The 15,212-nt window shown below is 57.2% G+C and carries 15 protein-coding genes; 10 read left to right on the top strand and 5 right to left on the bottom strand.

What is annotated here, in order from left to right:
* Positions 1–15: 15 nt before the first annotated feature.
* A complete protein-coding gene (locus GQR96_RS06405; protein WP_004202492.1) occupies positions 16–357 on the bottom strand; it encodes a RamA family antibiotic efflux transcriptional regulator in 342 nt (113 codons plus the stop codon).
* Between the two features lie 30 nt (positions 358–387).
* Complete coding sequence (locus GQR96_RS06400) at positions 388–1,503, bottom strand: MBL fold metallo-hydrolase (RefSeq protein WP_025999133.1); 1,116 nt, start codon at positions 1,501–1,503, stop codon at positions 388–390.
* A 179-nt stretch (positions 1,504–1,682) separates the two neighbouring features.
* Here GQR96_RS06400 and GQR96_RS06395 point away from each other — a divergent pair, with 179 nt between their 5' ends.
* From GQR96_RS06395 to GQR96_RS06355, 9 genes are all read left to right on the top strand, one after another.
* Positions 1,683–2,264 carry a TetR/AcrR family transcriptional regulator gene (locus GQR96_RS06395; RefSeq protein WP_017899014.1) on the top strand — a complete coding sequence of 194 codons (582 nt, stop codon included), beginning with the start codon at positions 1,683–1,685 and terminating at the stop codon, positions 2,262–2,264.
* Positions 2,264–2,632 carry an MmcQ/YjbR family DNA-binding protein gene (locus GQR96_RS06390; protein WP_004202487.1) on the top strand — a complete coding sequence of 123 codons (369 nt, stop codon included), beginning with the start codon at positions 2,264–2,266 and terminating at the stop codon, positions 2,630–2,632. Before GQR96_RS06395 ends, GQR96_RS06390 begins: the two co-directional genes overlap by 1 nt.
* A 119-nt stretch (positions 2,633–2,751) precedes the next feature.
* Positions 2,752–3,405 (top strand): oxygen-insensitive NAD(P)H nitroreductase, encoded by a 654-nt coding sequence (nfsB, locus tag GQR96_RS06385; protein WP_004202485.1) that lies wholly within the window; start codon positions 2,752–2,754, stop codon positions 3,403–3,405.
* Positions 3,406–3,652: 247 nt separating this feature from the next.
* Positions 3,653–4,087: a PTS sugar transporter subunit IIA gene (locus tag GQR96_RS06380; protein ID WP_002893017.1), complete on the top strand. Its 435-nt coding sequence runs from the start codon at positions 3,653–3,655 to the stop codon at positions 4,085–4,087.
* Positions 4,080–4,550, top strand: coding sequence for a PTS sugar transporter subunit IIB (locus GQR96_RS06375; protein WP_004202482.1), 471 nt, complete (start codon positions 4,080–4,082; stop codon positions 4,548–4,550). Before GQR96_RS06380 ends, GQR96_RS06375 begins: the two co-directional genes overlap by 8 nt.
* A gap of 14 nt (positions 4,551–4,564) precedes the next feature.
* Positions 4,565–5,308 (top strand): PTS mannose/fructose/sorbose/N-acetylgalactosamine transporter subunit IIC, encoded by a 744-nt coding sequence (locus tag GQR96_RS06370; protein ID WP_004202480.1) that lies wholly within the window; start codon positions 4,565–4,567, stop codon positions 5,306–5,308.
* 2 nt (positions 5,309–5,310) lie between these two features.
* Positions 5,311–6,165: a PTS system mannose/fructose/sorbose family transporter subunit IID gene (locus GQR96_RS06365; protein ID WP_004176976.1), complete on the top strand. Its 855-nt coding sequence runs from the start codon at positions 5,311–5,313 to the stop codon at positions 6,163–6,165.
* 17 nt (positions 6,166–6,182) lie between these two features.
* Positions 6,183–7,244: a glutamine--fructose-6-phosphate aminotransferase gene (locus tag GQR96_RS06360; RefSeq protein ID WP_004176977.1), complete on the top strand. Its 1,062-nt coding sequence runs from the start codon at positions 6,183–6,185 to the stop codon at positions 7,242–7,244.
* Positions 7,245–7,308: 64 nt separating this feature from the next.
* Positions 7,309–8,295: an SIS domain-containing protein gene (locus GQR96_RS06355; RefSeq protein WP_069135131.1), complete on the top strand. Its 987-nt coding sequence runs from the start codon at positions 7,309–7,311 to the stop codon at positions 8,293–8,295.
* A gap of 52 nt (positions 8,296–8,347) precedes the next feature.
* On the opposite strand, the gene GQR96_RS06350 is transcribed toward GQR96_RS06355, so the two are convergent.
* The 3 genes from GQR96_RS06350 to GQR96_RS06340 all read right to left on the bottom strand — a co-directional run bounded on the left by GQR96_RS06350 (position 8,348) and on the right by GQR96_RS06340 (position 13,610).
* Positions 8,348–11,077 carry a sigma 54-interacting transcriptional regulator gene (locus tag GQR96_RS06350; protein ID WP_069734255.1) on the bottom strand — a complete coding sequence of 910 codons (2,730 nt, stop codon included), beginning with the start codon at positions 11,075–11,077 and terminating at the stop codon, positions 8,348–8,350.
* A gap of 96 nt (positions 11,078–11,173) precedes the next feature.
* Positions 11,174–12,208, bottom strand: coding sequence for a hypothetical protein (locus GQR96_RS06345; protein ID WP_049004319.1), 1,035 nt, complete (start codon positions 12,206–12,208; stop codon positions 11,174–11,176).
* A 532-nt stretch (positions 12,209–12,740) separates the two neighbouring features.
* Positions 12,741–13,610: a helix-turn-helix transcriptional regulator gene (locus tag GQR96_RS06340; protein WP_004202474.1), complete on the bottom strand. Its 870-nt coding sequence runs from the start codon at positions 13,608–13,610 to the stop codon at positions 12,741–12,743.
* Positions 13,611–13,718: 108 nt separating this feature from the next.
* On the opposite strand from GQR96_RS06340, the gene GQR96_RS06335 reads away from it, so the two are divergent.
* Positions 13,719–15,146, top strand: coding sequence for an MFS transporter (locus GQR96_RS06335; protein WP_069734254.1), 1,428 nt, complete (start codon positions 13,719–13,721; stop codon positions 15,144–15,146).
* Positions 15,147–15,212 lie beyond the last annotated feature (66 nt).

Below are 15,212 nucleotides of genomic sequence, written 5' to 3'. Positions count from 1 at the left end.
CAGGAAGGGCGCGCCTCAGTGGGCGCGACTGTGGTTCTCTTTACGGTAGGCGCCCGGCGGCAGATTGAAGGTCCGGGTGAAGACGCGGGTAAAGGTCTGTTGCGAATCGAAGCCATACTTCAGGCAGATATCGTAGACCCGCTGATCGGTGTCACGCAGATCGCGGGCGGCCAGCAGCAGCTTCCTTTCGCGAATATAGCGCCCCAGGCTCTCCCCTTTATACTGTAAAAACAGCCGTTGCAGATGCCATTTCGAATACCCGGCATGGCGAGCGATATCATCAATACGCAGCGGTTGATGCAGGTTGTCATCAATCCACTCGACGATAGTATCAATCACCTGAGCGGAAATCGTCATATGCTCTCTCCTCTGATACTGCACTGGCGCTTAGCGCCACCAGGCGTTAAATGATTGCGTCTTATCGGCGACCCACACCGGCTCGCCCTGCACAGGCGTCAGCAGACGCCAGGCCCTTCCTTCGCTGGCAGCCGCCAGCCGTTGATACGGTTCATCCCAGCTGTGTTTCGCCAAAACGAATCGTCCTGCATGCCCAGGCAGCACCGCGCGAGCGCGCAGGTCGTCGGCGGCCTGAGCTGTTTCATCCGGCATCATGTGAATATATTTCCAGTCCTGGTCATACTGCCCGTTCTCCATGATCGCCAGATCGACCGGACCAAATTCATCGCCTATCGCTTTAAAGTGCGGCCCATAGCCGCTGTCGCCGCTGTAATAAATCTTTTGCTGCGGGGTAACGAACAGAAAACTGGCCCACAGCGTCTGGTTGCGCTTCAGCCCACGGCCGGAAAAGTGCCGCGCCGGCAGGACGTGGACGGTGAGCTCGTCGTTAACCGGAATCGCCTGCTGCCAGTCCGCTTCGGTAATCAGCGCCCCGTCCATCCCCCAGTAACGCAGGTGCGAGCCAACCCCCAGCGGCGTAATGACCCGCTTAATTTTCGGCAGCAGAGCGCGGATGGTGGCGTAATCCAGATGGTCGTAATGATCGTGGGAGATGATCAGCAGATCGATCTCCGGCATCCCTTCCGCCCGCCACGGATAGTCGCCGGGGAAAGCTTTATTAATAAAGGAGAACGGCGCCGCATAATCGCTGAACACCGGGTCGATCAGGATGCGTTTTCCCGCCAGCTGCAGATACCAGGAGGAGTGGCCGAGCCAGACCATCACGTCCTGCCCGAGGGGCAGCGTCGCCAGATCGGTCTTCACCAGCGGCAGCGGCTGCGCGGGACGGGCGTTTTCCCGTTTAGTCATCAGGAAATCCCACCATGCCGCCAGCATATTTTTTTGCCCGGTGAACCCCGGCGTGGGCAGCTGGTTATGGAACTGGCCATCCCGGTAGTGGGGGGACGCTTCCACCTGGCTAAGCTGTGCCCCCTGCGGCGCCTTACCAAAACCGGCATTGAGGACAAACGGCAATGTCGTTGCTGCTGCGAGTAACATGATGGCGACCACGCTGAAAGTGACACGGTTCATATCCTGACCAGACAAAAGCCCCCATCCCGGAGGCTTTATGATATAACTTGATTATGAGTGAGTACGCACTCATTATTAGGAATGTGATGAAAGTCGTCAAGACGATTTTCAATTTTTGCGTTCCGCCGTTGCAGCAACCAGGTCAGACGTGCAAAGATCGGCGGTTTGTTTAAACCTGCGTGAGGAAAAAAGTAGTGGCTCGTCCAAAGAGTGAAGATAAAAAGCAAGCGTTACTGGAAGCTGCCACCGCGGCTTTCGCCCAGTCCGGCATCGCCGCCTCGACGTCGGCCATCGCCCGCAGCGCCGGTGTGGCCGAGGGGACGCTGTTTCGCTATTTCGCTACCAAGGATGAGTTGCTCAACGAACTATACCTCGCCATTAAGCTGCGCCTGGTGCGCACCATGATCGCCGGGCTGGATCCGGACGAGAAGCGCCCGAAAGAGAACGCGCGCAATATCTGGAACAGCTATATCGACTGGGGCGTGCGCAACCCGATGGAGCACAAGGCGATCCGCCGTATGGCGCTCAGCGAGCGCATCACTGACGAAACCCGCCGCCAGGTGAAAGAGAGCTTTCCGGAGCTCAACGAAATGTGCCAGCTGTCGGTGAAAGAGATATTCCTCAGCGAGGCGTATCGCGCCTTTGGCGACGCCCTGTTTTTGTCGCTGGCGGAAACCACCATCGAATTCGCCAGCCACGATCCGCAGCGCGCCCGGGAGATTATCGCCCTCGGTTTTGAAGCCATGTGGAACGCCCTGCATGAGGCGGACGCCTAATGACGCCGGAAACACTGCATCCCTGCGCTCACCGTATCGCCCTGACCTACCCGTTTACCGAACACTGCTGGCCCTTTGGGCCGGAGTACGATGTGTTTAAGGTCGACGGCCGCATCTTTATGATCACCATGACCATTCGCGGGCGGGCGCTGGTCAACCTGAAGGCCGAGCCGCAGAAGTCGCTGCTCAATCAGGAAATTTATCGCAGTATCGAACCCGGCTACCATATGAACAAGAAACACTGGATCACGGTGGTGCCGGGCGACGACATCAGCGAGGATCTGCTGGCCGAGCTGATTGACGATTCGTGGCACCAGGTGGTGAACAAGCTGAGCAAAAAGGCGCAGCAGCGCCTGCGTCCGCGCTGATTTTCAGCCAAACGCGATAAGTGTTATCGCATTTTTCACCCTTATCATTTTGCGATCTTCGCTGTACTCTTCCTCTCCTGAACGCACCGGTAAGGTGCTGTAAACTGTGAGGAAGAGTTATGGATATCGTATCGGTCGCTTTGAAGCGCTATTCCACCAAGGCCTTTGACGCCACGAAAAAGCTGACTGCCGGGGAAGCGGAACAGCTGAAAACGCTGCTGCAGTACAGCCCGTCAAGCACCAACTCCCAGCCGTGGCACTTTATCGTTGCCAGCACCGATGAAGGCAAAGCCCGCGTGGCGAAAGCCGCCAGCGGTACCTACGTGTTCAACGAACGTAAAATTCTTGACGCCTCGCACGTGGTGGTGTTCTGCGCGAAAACCGCGATGGACGACGCCTGGCTGCAGCGCGTCGTGGATCAGGAAGAGGCCGATGGCCGTTTCGCCACTCCTGACGCAAAAGCCGCTAACCACAAGGGTCGCACCTTCTTTGCCGATATGCACCGCAAAGAGCTGAAAGATGACGATCAGTGGATGGCGAAGCAGGTGTATCTCAACGTCGGCAATTTCCTGCTGGGCGTAGCGGCGATGGGCCTCGACGCCGTGCCGATCGAAGGGGTTGATTTTGCGATCCTCGATGAGGAATTTGACCTGAAAGCCAAGGGCTACACCAGCTTGGTGGTGGTCCCGGTTGGCCACCATAGCGTGGAGGATTTCAACGCTACCCTGCCGAAGTCGCGTCTGCCGCAGTCGACGACCATTACCGAGATTTAATTCCCTTCTGCCGGGAACGCCCGGGCCATGGCGCAGCAGCGTCTCGCCCGGGACTTTCTTCCCCCACTCTTTCCCCTCTTTTTCTGCCGTTTGTGCCAGGTTTCTGGCGCTAATGAGCCCGCTTGTGCCAGGAATAACGCCTTTAGTGTGAACCAGCTAGTTTAACTAATTGATAAATAATATTTTTTATTTCTGGCACGCCCTTTGCTCTTAACAGATACCGCTATCTGGATGAAGGAGAAACCGGGTGAAACATATCTATGTGGCCAGCCACGGCCATTTTGCTCGCGGACTGGTGAACAGTTTGTCGCTGCTGATTGGCGACGAACACGGCGTTATCCCGGTCTGCGCCTATGACGAAGATATCGTGACCACCGAACAGCTGGAGCAAACCCTGGAGCATCTCATCGTCCAGGCGAATGGTGATGAAGTGGTGATCTTCACCGACCTGCTTGGCGGCAGTATCAACAATAGCGCCGTGAGCGTCTTGATGCGACATCGCAACGTTTTCGTGGTCGCCGGCATCAATCTGACTTTGCTGCTGGAGTTTCTGCTGTGCGAAGAAGCCACTACCGAGGCCGCGATTATCTACGCCACCAGCGCGGCGCGTGAATCCATTGTTTTCATCAATCCTCTAATAACACAACCATCCTCTGACCCACAGGGAGAATCTCATGATTAAACTCGTGCGCATTGATTATCGGCTGCTGCACGGCCAGGTGGTTTTTGCCTGGACCCGAGCGCTGGATATCGACCATATCATCGTCGCCAACGCCAAAGCCGCGGCGGATGCCTTCATTACGATGTCGCTTAACCTGGCAAAGCCAGCGGGCGTCACGCTGGACATCGCCACCGTTGAACAGGCGGCGGAAAAGCTTAACAGCGGCAAGTTGGATCATAAAAAAGTCATGGTGGTCCTTGGCAATACTGCGGAAACCCTCGCGCTAGTGGAAAAAATCCCGGAAATTAGCGCAATTAATTACGGTGGTCTGCCACAGAAGGAAGGGGCAAGACAATTCGGCAAGGCCATCTATCTGACCGACGAGGAAATCGCCCATAGCAGAGCGCTAAAAGAAAAAGGCATTCGGCTGGAGATGCGTCAGGTACCCGCCCACTCGGCTGAACTCCTTAACGACCAACTTTAACTTCGGAGGTCACTATGTTGCTCACCGCAACGTTACTCGGCCTGATCGCCGCCCTGGGAATACTTGATGGCCGCCTGCTTGGGGTATCAATGATCGATCGACCGCTGGTGATGTGCGCCCTCACCGGTCTGGTCTGCGGTAATTTGCATGAGGGGATTCTGATTGGCGCTACGCTGGAGCTTATTTTCCTCGGCAACGTCGCCATCGGCGCCGCGCACCCGCCAGATATCGTGACCGGCTCCGTATTGGCCACCGCGTTTTCGATCATGTCCGGCCGCGGTCCGGAGGCTGCGCTCACCATCGCCATCCCTGTCTCAATGCTGGCGCAGACGCTGGGCATCCTGGTGCGCGTGGTGAACGCCCGCTTTGGTCATCTGGCGGATCGCTATGCGGCACGGGGTAATACCCGAATGGTCGGCCTGATGCACCTCGCCGGTCCGACGCTACTCTATTTTTTAAACGGATTTCTACCGGTTTTTTTTGCCATTCTGCTTGGTTCTTCGGCGGTAAGCTGGTTCCTGGAGGCCATTCCACCGGTGATAACCAACGGATTGATCGTCGCCAGTAAGATCCTGCCAGCGCTCGGCTTCGCCCTGCTGATCAGCATGATGCTCAGCAGCAAACTGATGCCGTACCTCGGTCTGGGATTTCTGATAGCGGCATATACCAAACTGGATATCATCGCCATTGCGCTGTTCGCTGTGGTGTTGGCATTTATCATCAGCCAGTTCCTTAATCTTAAGCAGCAGGAGAGCTAATCATGAGCGAAATGACGCAAACTGTGACTGGCGCTACCCAGCCGCAAAGCGATGACGCAAGCCGCATCACCGCCCGCGATTTACGCAGCGTGTTCTGGCGCTCCTTTACGCTACAGGGCTCGTGGAACTACGAGCGCCAGCAGCATATGGGCTACGCCTTTGCCATGTCGCCAGCCCTGAAGCGTATCTATCAGGACCCAACGGAGCTGGGGCGCGCCCTGCAGCGTCATCTGGTGCTGTTTAACACCACGCCCCATCTCTCGACCTTTATCTTCGGCCTGTCGATTGCCATGGAAGAAGAGAACCAGCGTAACCCCGAATTTAATGAGGAGTCGATAAACGCGATTAAAACCAGCCTGATGGGACCGCTGGCGGGCATCGGCGACTCCATTTTCTGGGGATCATTAAAGGTTATCGCCGCCGGGATGGGTATCTATTTCGCCCAGCAGGGCAGCCTGCTGGGACCGATACTGGCGCTGTTAGTTTATAACCTGCCGCATCTTTTGTGCCGCTGGTATGGCCTGAAGCTCGGCTACCGGGCGGGTACGACCTGGCTGATGAGAATTTACCAAAGCGGCCTTATGGACCGGGTGACCTATATCGCATCAATTGTTGGCCTCATGGTCGTCGGCGCGATGACCGCCAGCATGATAGATATCACCACCCCGCTCAGCTTTACCGCCGGGCAGACCACCATGAAGGCGCAGGAGTTTATTGACAAAATTCTTCCTTCGCTGCTGCCGCTGCTTTTCACCCTCGGGATGTACAAGTTGATCCGTAAGGGAGTCAATATTAACTGGATCCTGCTAGGAACCGTCGCGTTTGGCATGGCGGCCAGCGCGCTAGGCCTGCTTTAAGAAGAGGAATATCACCCATGCACGTAGAAGACTATATGAATGAAACACCCGCCCGTTTGCTCGCTATGCTGACGCAGACGCGGGAAGATCTCTGGCAGGCGGCGAAAGCGCTAACGGAGCGCGGCATCACGCGTATTATCCTGACCGGCTCCGGTACCTCTTATCACGGCGCGCTGACCGCCCGCTCGTTTATGCAGCAGTGGTGCGGGCTCCCCGTTGATGTCTACTGGCCTTTTCTGCTGGATGATTCGGCGCTGACCCTCAGCGACAAAGCGCTGGTCATCGGCATTTCTCAGGGAGGCGGCAGCCTCTCTACCCTCGCCGCAATGGAACGCGCCCGGGCAGCCGGGCATCTTACCGCTTCCATGGCCGGGGAAGCGCCAGCCGTTATCGACCGGGCGGCAGATTTGGTCTTAACAGTACCCTGTGGAGAAGAGCGGGCTGGCGCTAAAACCAAAGGGTATCACTGCACCATACTTAATCTGATGCTGCTGGCGCTTGCTGTCGCCAGTCGCCAGCGGCGCCTGAGCGATGAGGAGCGCAAAGCGCTACTCATCCGCATGGATACCACGTTTAATCATTTGCCGACGCTCATTGAGGCCTCGCAGGCGTGGGTTCTCAATCATGCCCGACCGCTTATCGACAGCGCGGACATTCGCCTGACCGGTCCGGCAAGGCTGTTTGGCACCGTTCAGGAAGGTGCGCTAAAGATGCTTGAAACGCTACGCTGTCCGGTTGCCGGTTACGAATTTGAGGAGTTCATCCACGGGATCTATAACGCCTTCGACGAGCGCTCTACCCTGATCATGCTCGATCCGTTTCCCGATGAGCGTCAGGATCGCCTGGCGGAAATACTTGGCGGCTGGACTCAGCATATTTATCGCATTGGTCCACAAGTCGAAAATAACGGCAAAAATATGCCCTTCGCATTTATTAACGATCCCGACTTTGCGGTCTTTGAATATATCATTCCGTTACAAATGGTTTGTGCCCGACTGCCACCAGTGAAGGGCATCGATCCCGCGATACCGAAGGATCCGCAGTTCCACCAGAAAATGAAAAGTAAACAACCCAATTAATTGACGCATAGTAAAAGTTATCCGCTATTCAGCGGAGGACCCGTTACATCTCAAGGAGACCAATATGTCTATAGCTCATAAAAACGCACATACTATTATTCGCGATATTTTATCTAAGCAGCACATTGAGCGCGTATGGTTTGTTGGCTGCGGTGGTTCATTAACCGGTTTCTGGCCGGGGAAATATTTTCTCGATTGTGAAGCTAAAAAGCTGGCCGTCGGCTATGTTACCAGTAATGAATTTGTCCACGCGACGCCGAACGCGTTAGGTAAAAACAGCGTAGTGATCCTCGCCTCGCAGCAGGGCAACACCGCTGAAACGGTGGAAGCCGCCCGCATCGCGCGTCAGAAAGGCGCCGCCACTATTGGACTGGTATATACCCCCGGCACGCCGCTGTGCGAACACAGCGATTACACTATTGAATACTGCTGGGCGCGCTATCCCGAAACCGTCGATCCGACGCAGCAAAAAGCGGCATACAGCCTGTGGCTGGCGCTGGAAGTGCTTACGCAAACTGAGGGATACGCCCATTACGATGAGATGGTCAGCGCCTTTGCCAGTTTTGAATCCGTGGTACGCGGCGCTCAGCAGCAGGTTCAGGCGGATGCGCGCCATTTTGCCGAAGCCTGGAAGAGCGAAAAGGTCATCTACATGATGGGCAGCGGCCCCTCATTCGGCGCCGCGCATCAGGAATCCATCTGTATTCTGCTGGAGATGCAGTGGATTAACTCCGCCAGCATCCACAGCGGCGAGTATTTCCACGGTCCCTTTGAGATTACCGAAGCGGGAACGCCGTTTATTTTATTAAAAAGCAGCGGCCGCACACGCCCGCTGGATGACCGCGCGATCCGCTTTATCGAACGTTACCAGGGAAAACTGCAGATTATTGACGTGGAAAAGGTGGGAATCGACACACTGCACGCCAGCGTGCGCGAGTATTTCTGCGGCCTGCTGCACAACTGCGTACTGGATGTTTACAACCTGGCGCTGGCCACCGCCCGCAACCACCCGCTGACCACCCGCCGCTATATGTGGAAAGTCGAATATTGATTCGCTAACCGCCTGCCAGCCCCGGCGTAACTCTCCGGGGCTGCGTTGAGAATTACCAGCTAAAATCTTCAATACGCAATTCAAAAATATCGTGAATATAGCCAATTTCCGCTACCGGTAGCGCCACGTTATAGAGTATTTTCAGGCGCTGGAACGAGTGATTCACCATGGCAATAAATTCGCCATGCTGGCGGGTAAATCGCTCAAGATCTTTATAATGGCTAATTTCATTACGCATTACCAGACGCTCAATCATACAGCTGAGATGCACATATAAACTGATAATTAAGTTATTATTAAAATGAAAACCAAGCGTATTTTGCCACTCAGCGATAATGGTTTCGATATGACCCATGGTTTTTCCGGCATTCAGTATCGTCAGAGAGTTGACAACGTTATGCAGCGAAAACTCACGAACCATATTTTTATTAATGAGCGCAATTTGCTTTTCATTAAGATAGCCACTTAAGAGCTGACTCAGATGTCGATGCCCCAGCTCGCCAAGTAGTTCCTCAATGCCAACCCAGGGCACTCCGGCCAGCTGCGGGTCGTGGGTACCCACGACCGCAATAACTTCATACTGGTGGAGCAACGATACCGCCGTACGACTGTTTTTTAAGCGCGTATACTCGCAGGCGATGATGTTAATATCAAAATCGTTGAGCAGGCTCTTCTCCATCAGATTTTTAAATTTAAATGCGGTACCGATACCTGTAATACAGGTCACCAGCAGCGCACGCTCTTTTTTTTCTGCGGGCCAGAACACATCCCAACGCGACTGATTAAGCGGCACGATCTCTTCGGCGATTTGTTCGATGTTTTTTCCCAGCGCGATCTCGCTGGCAACGTTCAGCGCCATGCGGGTCGTGACGTTATCCACCACCACCAGCGGGCCGTGAATCACCGACAAAAGCGCATCGGCAATCTCCTTGGTGTAGCCCATATCAATAAGCACCATCACACCCGCACGCGTGTCCGTATGCTGGAGATAATCAACCACGGCGCGACTGACATCGTTAAACGCCACCTCCATCGGCATATCCATGGCCTGGTAGATCTTTTCGCCAATCAGGCGGTTGGCAACGCCGGCAATGCTGCTGGCGGTCGAATAACCGTGGGCGATTATCAGCGCTTTCACTTTTCCGCCGCTGGTCGCATCAATCGCATTGCTGACGATAGCGGCAATCGCCAGGCGGTCAAGCGTATCGATGAGCAGATCGTATTTATTATTGACGACATCCAGTAGTTTCTCCGCGATACGCTGCGCCAGCCCCGCCGAGGAGTCCAGCCAGCGCTGCATCACCAGACGCACGGGCTCAGCAACGCTACGCGGCGCCAGAGGGAGGCTGGTGAGGTAGCGGCCGGTAAGATAAGCGAATTCGACATTTAGCTGAAGGTCATAATTGACAGCGATTGCTTTGCCCACATCTTCAATAAAGCGCAGCCGTTTGTCCTGCAGAGAGACCGTACTCTCCTGATTCATCAGCGCATCAAGATAGAGCGTCACGTTCTGATAAATAAGCTTTTCAAAGGTCCGCACGCTAATATTATCCTGAGCCAACTCCTCGCACAGGCTACAAATATTTTCCGTTAGCCGTTGGTATTCATGGTGACGACCAGAAAAAAGAGGCTGCGCGTCGCCATCGCGGTAAATCATAACCCGCTCGCTATTTTGCTGAAGGGAAAAAGGCGCATCCGCCAGTAATCGGTCGGGCAGCAAACCCGCTTTTATGTGTAAAAGACCGCTATCACGTTCGCCAAATGTCCAGGCGCTGGCGCAAATATTGCGAATCAAATTTTCCAGCCCACCGACATTTCCTTCAAGCGTTTCACGCATGAGCTGGCTGACGATTTCGCCATCCAGCGCCAGATCGTGGTTCAAACGCTGGGCTTCACGGCGGAAAAAGTGGTGGATAAACGCCAGCCGCTCGAATTGGCCGCGTTCAGCGATCGGCAGAATTTTTACAATTACCGGAATACGGCGAATAAAGGTCGCCAGGAAATGTTTTTCCAGATCCTCGGTTGAAGCAAAAATTAGCCGCACCGTGGCGCTGCGCTCATCGGTGCTCTCCCCCAGCCGGCGCCAGCTACCGTTATCCATAAAATGAAACAGCTTTTCCTGACCTTCGGGCGGCAGCCGATGAACCTCATCGATAAACAACACCCCACCGTTGCTGGTCTCGATAAGACCAGGAACGGCTTTATCGGCGCCGGTAAAGGCCCCCTTCGCATGACCAAATAACTTCGAGGTCAGTAGTTCTGGATTATTCGCGTACTCGGCGCAGTTAAATACGGTAAAAGGCGCATCGGCAGGTAAAATGCCTTCATCTATTGCGTAGTGCCAGAGCTGGCGAGCTAGAAAACTTTTCCCAGTGCCAGTAGGGCCCCGCAGCAGCAGCGGCAGACCTGCGCCAGGGTAGCTGATGGCAGCCTTGCACTGGCGCAATGCTTCCTGCAGGCTGCCCTGCGCGCCAATCAGCTGCGCCAGACTATCCTGACGCTCCGCGCACAGCGCCTGAATGGAGGCGTATTCGCCGTGCCGAACCGCCAGGCGGTGATGATCGCGCAGAACGGTAACGGGTAAAAACAGCACCGGGCGACCATTCACTTTGACCACCCGCTGCTCGCGATGGAGATTATTCAGATGATGGCTGATGATGCTGCGTTTTTGCTTCAAGCTATCGGCAATGGCCATAGCGTTAAACTCGCCCAGCGCTTCCGCCGTCAGCGCTCGCCCGGCGATCCGTTGTTCTAGCTGGCGAAAAATCGACTCCTTGTTCATCTCGCTCCCCTGTCAAAAGCGTAAAATTCGCTTATACGACAATTCGCGCAGGACGTCGCTGCCGTCAGCCACACTTCTTTAAAAGCGCTTAATTTTTCATGGCTTAACGTTCCCCGCGTGCCAGATGCGCTCGGCATAACGGCCAATCACCGCCAGCGAGACGGCAAGGATCAGGAAAAACAGCACCTTGTGCATCCCGTTCCAGAAAAACTCAAAGAAGCGGGTATAGAGATTGATCGCCAGGAAGGTTAACCCAAAGCCGCGCAGCATTGCGTCATCGGTTTTCAGACTGATAAAAATGCAGACGCCGGCCGCCGCGGCAAACAGCAGCCCCCACGGCAGGAGTCGCGCCTGGCTTACGTTGTACCAGCTGTCAGCGTCGTAATTGCCGAAAATCGACAGGATCCACAGCGCAATAAACAGATACGTGAGGCCCATCGCCTTGCTGACGGTAAACAGCTGCCGCTGGCGAAGCAGGGACTGCGCGCCGTAGCAGAGCGCCAGCAGCGCGCCGCCGAACAGGACGAAGCGAATCGGGTAGTTCATGCCCAGCCAGTAGGCGCCCCACCCCGAGACGTAGCCGGTTTCTGCGCCAAACCAGTTACCCAGCGCCAGCAGAAAAAAAAGCCACACCAGCCCGGAGCGGGCAACATAGCCGATAGCGCCGTAAATCATGCATCCGGCCAGAAACAGCGGCGCGATATGGCCGCTGCCGTTATCCAGCCGTTCACCCAACTGCCATAGCGCCAACGCGGTAAAGACGACGCCCAGAAACAAAATCGCCTCGGTGCTGTAGTGCCACTGCGTCTCCCGCTGCTGGCGGCGAAAACCCCAGCCGTAGCAGGCGACTGCCAGCAGTGCAGGCAGCAGGATCCGCGTCAGCGCCGAGTGGCTGAACAGGCTCAGCAGCCACGCCACCAGTTCGCTGTCGGCAAACAGACTGCCCAGAGCAATCAGCACGCAGGCCAGCGCGGTCCAGAAGGCATAGCGGCTCAGGCGCCGCCAGTCGAAGGGGGAGACGCGCAGCGTGTGCGCCAGCCGCTGACTGTCCGCCGGGGTTAACTCCCCGCTGGCCTGCCAGGCATTCAGCGCGCGCTGAATAATGCGCTGCTCTTTTCGGGTTACGTTCATAGGCATTCCTTGAGACTGATGACAAACCTGTTTTCGCTAATATGCTCGCCTTTTTGCCGGGTGGCAGCGTACGCCTTACCCGGCCTACAAACCCAAATCACCGCGGGTCCTGGGGCTGCTGAAACTGCCGGTGCTGGCGGCCTCAACATCGCTGAGACGTTCCCGGCAGGCCGGGGCAGCCCGCATGGATGCGGGCTGAGGGCCGTGTTTTGCAGGGACGCTGCCTCGGCCCGACCCGAAGCCTGCAGGGATAAGTCGAAGGCACCGCGCAGCGGCGATGTTGCTGGCCGGAGCCCGGGGGTACAGGGGGGGGCGGCGACTGGCCGCCCCCTGTGCGCTCCCTGCGTCATGAGAGATATAACGCAGAAGACTAACCGGGAGCGCAATGTGCGCTGAAGTCGCAGATAACATAAAAGACTTCCCTGCAGTGCTTTCCCTCACCCTGCCCCTCTCCCGGAGGGAGAGGGAACCGTCCAGCAGCCCGGCCGGGCAATACCCGAAGATGGCACATTCTCAACCATCTGAGTCCTTGTCATGAATGTTGGTCCAGCCACGTCAGCGCCTGCTCGCCCGCCTCGTCCATCGGCAGGTAGACCAGCAGACGCGAACCATTGCGCGGCGCCGAATACCAGTACATCTGCTGCAGGCTGAATCGCCCGAGCTGCGGGTGGTTAAAATGTTTAATCTGGTTTTCCACGCCGCGCACCTCGTAGCGCTGATGCCACAGCGCTTCAAACTCCGACGAGGCGGCGAAAAAGCGCGCCAGTTTGTTTTCCCATGCCGGATCGCCACGGTGCTCGGCCATCGCGGCGCGGAAATAGGAGACAAAAGTCGGCAGCACATCGCGATTTTCAATCCGGCTGCGCCAGGTCTCATGGGTCAGATACAGATAAATGCAGTTGCGATCTTCTTCCGCAAGGGTGGCGAAATCGACACCCATCAGGCGGCAGAAGCTGTCGTTCCAGGCCACAATATCAAAGTTCGGTTTTTGAATGCTGGCCGGCTGCGGCATCAGGCTGTCCAGCATGCGGCGGGTGCCGGGGCTGATGCCTTCGCACGCCGTCACCTGGGTGGCTTCCGGCGGGGTCAGCCCGGCGAGCACGAACAGATGCCGGGTCTCCAGCGGACTGCACTGCAGGGCATTCGCCACCCCCACCAGCACTGCCTCCGACGGATTCACCTCCCGCCCCTGCTCCAGCCAGGTGTACCAGGTAACGCCGACGTCGGCGAGCATCGCTACCTCTTCCCGGCGCAGACCCGGCGTGCGTCGGCGGCCCACCCGGGGTAACCCCAGGCGCTGCGGATCGAGGCTTTCACGGCGGGCGCGCAGAAACGCCCCCAGCTGTTTGCGCCGATCGTCCGGCACGGCGAACGTCGACTCCCGTTGCGGCATCGTGGTCATCACCCCTCCAGCATGGTAGTTCCAGTACCAGTATAGACAGGAACTGGTACCCGTTTAATTTATCGGTAATGCTACGTCGGTCTGCTGAATGACGCAATGGAGATTCCCATGAAAACGTCTGCTGTTTCACCCGGCCGCGCCGGTCTGTTGCTGCTGCTGGGCGGCCAGATGCTGCCGCTTATTGATACCTCGATCACCAATGTGGCGCTGGACGCCATCACCCATACCCTGGCGGCCAGCGCCACGCAGCTGGAACTTATCGTCGCGCTCTACGGTGTCGCCTTTGCCGTCTGCCTGGCGATGGGCAGTAAGCTTGGCGATAACTATGGCCGCCGGCGCCTGTTTATGTGGGGCGTCGCCCTCTTTGGCATCGCTTCCCTGCTGTGCGGGATGGCGAACAGCATCGGCGCCCTGCTGGCGGCCCGCACCCTGCAGGGCGCCGGGGCGGCGCTGATTGTGCCGCAGATCCTCGCGACCCTGCACGTCACCCTCAAAGGCCCCGCCCACGCCCGGGCCATCAGCCTGTACGGCGGGATCGGCGGGATCGCCTTTATCGTCGGTCAGATGGGCGGCGGCTGGCTGGTGTCGGCGGACATCGCCGGGCTGGGCTGGCGCAACGCCTTTTTTATCAATGTGCCGATCTGCCTGCTGGTGCTGGCTCTGAGCCGCCGCTATGTGCCGGAAACCCGTCGTGAGACGCCGTCGCGGATTGACTGGCAGGGCACGCTGTACCTCGCCCTCATCCTCTGCTGCCTGCTGTTCCCGATGGCCCTCGGTCCGGAGCTGCGCTGGCCGCTGTGGCTGCAGCTGATGCTGGTGGCGGTCCTGCCGCTGCTGTTCGCCATGCGTCAGAGCGCCCTGCGCCAGCAGCAGCGCGGCGATCATCCCCTGCTGCCGCCGCGTCTGCTGCAGTTGACCAGCATCCGCTTCGGGATGGCCATCGCCCTGCTGTTTTTCAGCGCCTGGTCCGGCTTTATGTTCTGCATGGCGCTGACCATGCAGGAGGGGCTGGGGATGGCGCCGTGGCAGTCCGGCAATAGCTTTATCGCCCTCGGCGTGGCCTATTTTATTTCGGCGCTGTATGCCCCGCGGCTTATCGCCCGCTACAGCATGGGGCGGATCCTGCTGACCGGTCTGGCGGTGCAGATCGCCGGTCTACTGCTGCTGTGCGCCACCTTCTCCCGCTTCGGGATCGCCACCACCGCCCTGACGCTGGTCCCCGCCACGGCGCTGATCGGCTACGGCCAGGCGCTGATCGTCAACAGCTTTTACCGGATTGGCATGCGCGATATCAGCGCCTGCGACGCCGGGGCCGGGAGCGCCATCCTCAGTACCCTGCAGCAGGCGACTCTCGGCCTTGGGCCGGCTATCCTCGGCTCGCTGTTCCTGGCGCTGGCCCGTCGCGGCGGCGGAAACTATCCGCAGGCGCTGATTGATTTTCTGCTGGTCGAGGTGGCTATGATGCTGTTGCTGGGGGCCATCGCGCTGTGGCTGCGTCATCATCTCAACCGACAGCCGGCGACGGTAGCGTCGTAATACCGGCGGCGGTGATTTGCATAATCGTTATCCAGCGGTCATCATACCCGCTGGATATTCAGGAGA

The organism is Klebsiella sp. PCX (assembly GCF_021869705.1).
GTDB classification, from domain to species: Bacteria; Pseudomonadota; Gammaproteobacteria; order Enterobacterales; family Enterobacteriaceae; genus Klebsiella; species Klebsiella quasipneumoniae.
This window is presented reverse-complemented; position numbering and strand designations above follow the sequence as displayed.

Coding starts and splice junctions, on each gene's coding strand:
- GQR96_RS06405 (WP_004202492.1), bottom strand. CDS start 357: ATGACGATTTCCGCTCAGGTGATTGATACTATCGTCGAGTGGATTGAT.
- GQR96_RS06375 (WP_004202482.1), top strand. CDS start 4,080: ATGATTAAACTCGTGCGCATTGATTATCGGCTGCTGCACGGCCAGGTG.
- GQR96_RS06355 (WP_069135131.1), top strand. CDS start 7,309: ATGTCTATAGCTCATAAAAACGCACATACTATTATTCGCGATATTTTA.
- GQR96_RS06390 (WP_004202487.1), top strand. CDS start 2,264: ATGACGCCGGAAACACTGCATCCCTGCGCTCACCGTATCGCCCTGACC.
- GQR96_RS06350 (WP_069734255.1), bottom strand. CDS start 11,077: ATGAACAAGGAGTCGATTTTTCGCCAGCTAGAACAACGGATCGCCGGG.
- GQR96_RS06340 (WP_004202474.1), bottom strand. CDS start 13,610: ATGACCACGATGCCGCAACGGGAGTCGACGTTCGCCGTGCCGGACGAT.
- GQR96_RS06345 (WP_049004319.1), bottom strand. CDS start 12,208: ATGAACGTAACCCGAAAAGAGCAGCGCATTATTCAGCGCGCGCTGAAT.
- GQR96_RS06335 (WP_069734254.1), top strand. CDS start 13,719: ATGAAAACGTCTGCTGTTTCACCCGGCCGCGCCGGTCTGTTGCTGCTG.
- nfsB (WP_004202485.1), top strand. CDS start 2,752: ATGGATATCGTATCGGTCGCTTTGAAGCGCTATTCCACCAAGGCCTTT.
- GQR96_RS06365 (WP_004176976.1), top strand. CDS start 5,311: ATGAGCGAAATGACGCAAACTGTGACTGGCGCTACCCAGCCGCAAAGC.
- GQR96_RS06360 (WP_004176977.1), top strand. CDS start 6,183: ATGCACGTAGAAGACTATATGAATGAAACACCCGCCCGTTTGCTCGCT.
- GQR96_RS06370 (WP_004202480.1), top strand. CDS start 4,565: ATGTTGCTCACCGCAACGTTACTCGGCCTGATCGCCGCCCTGGGAATA.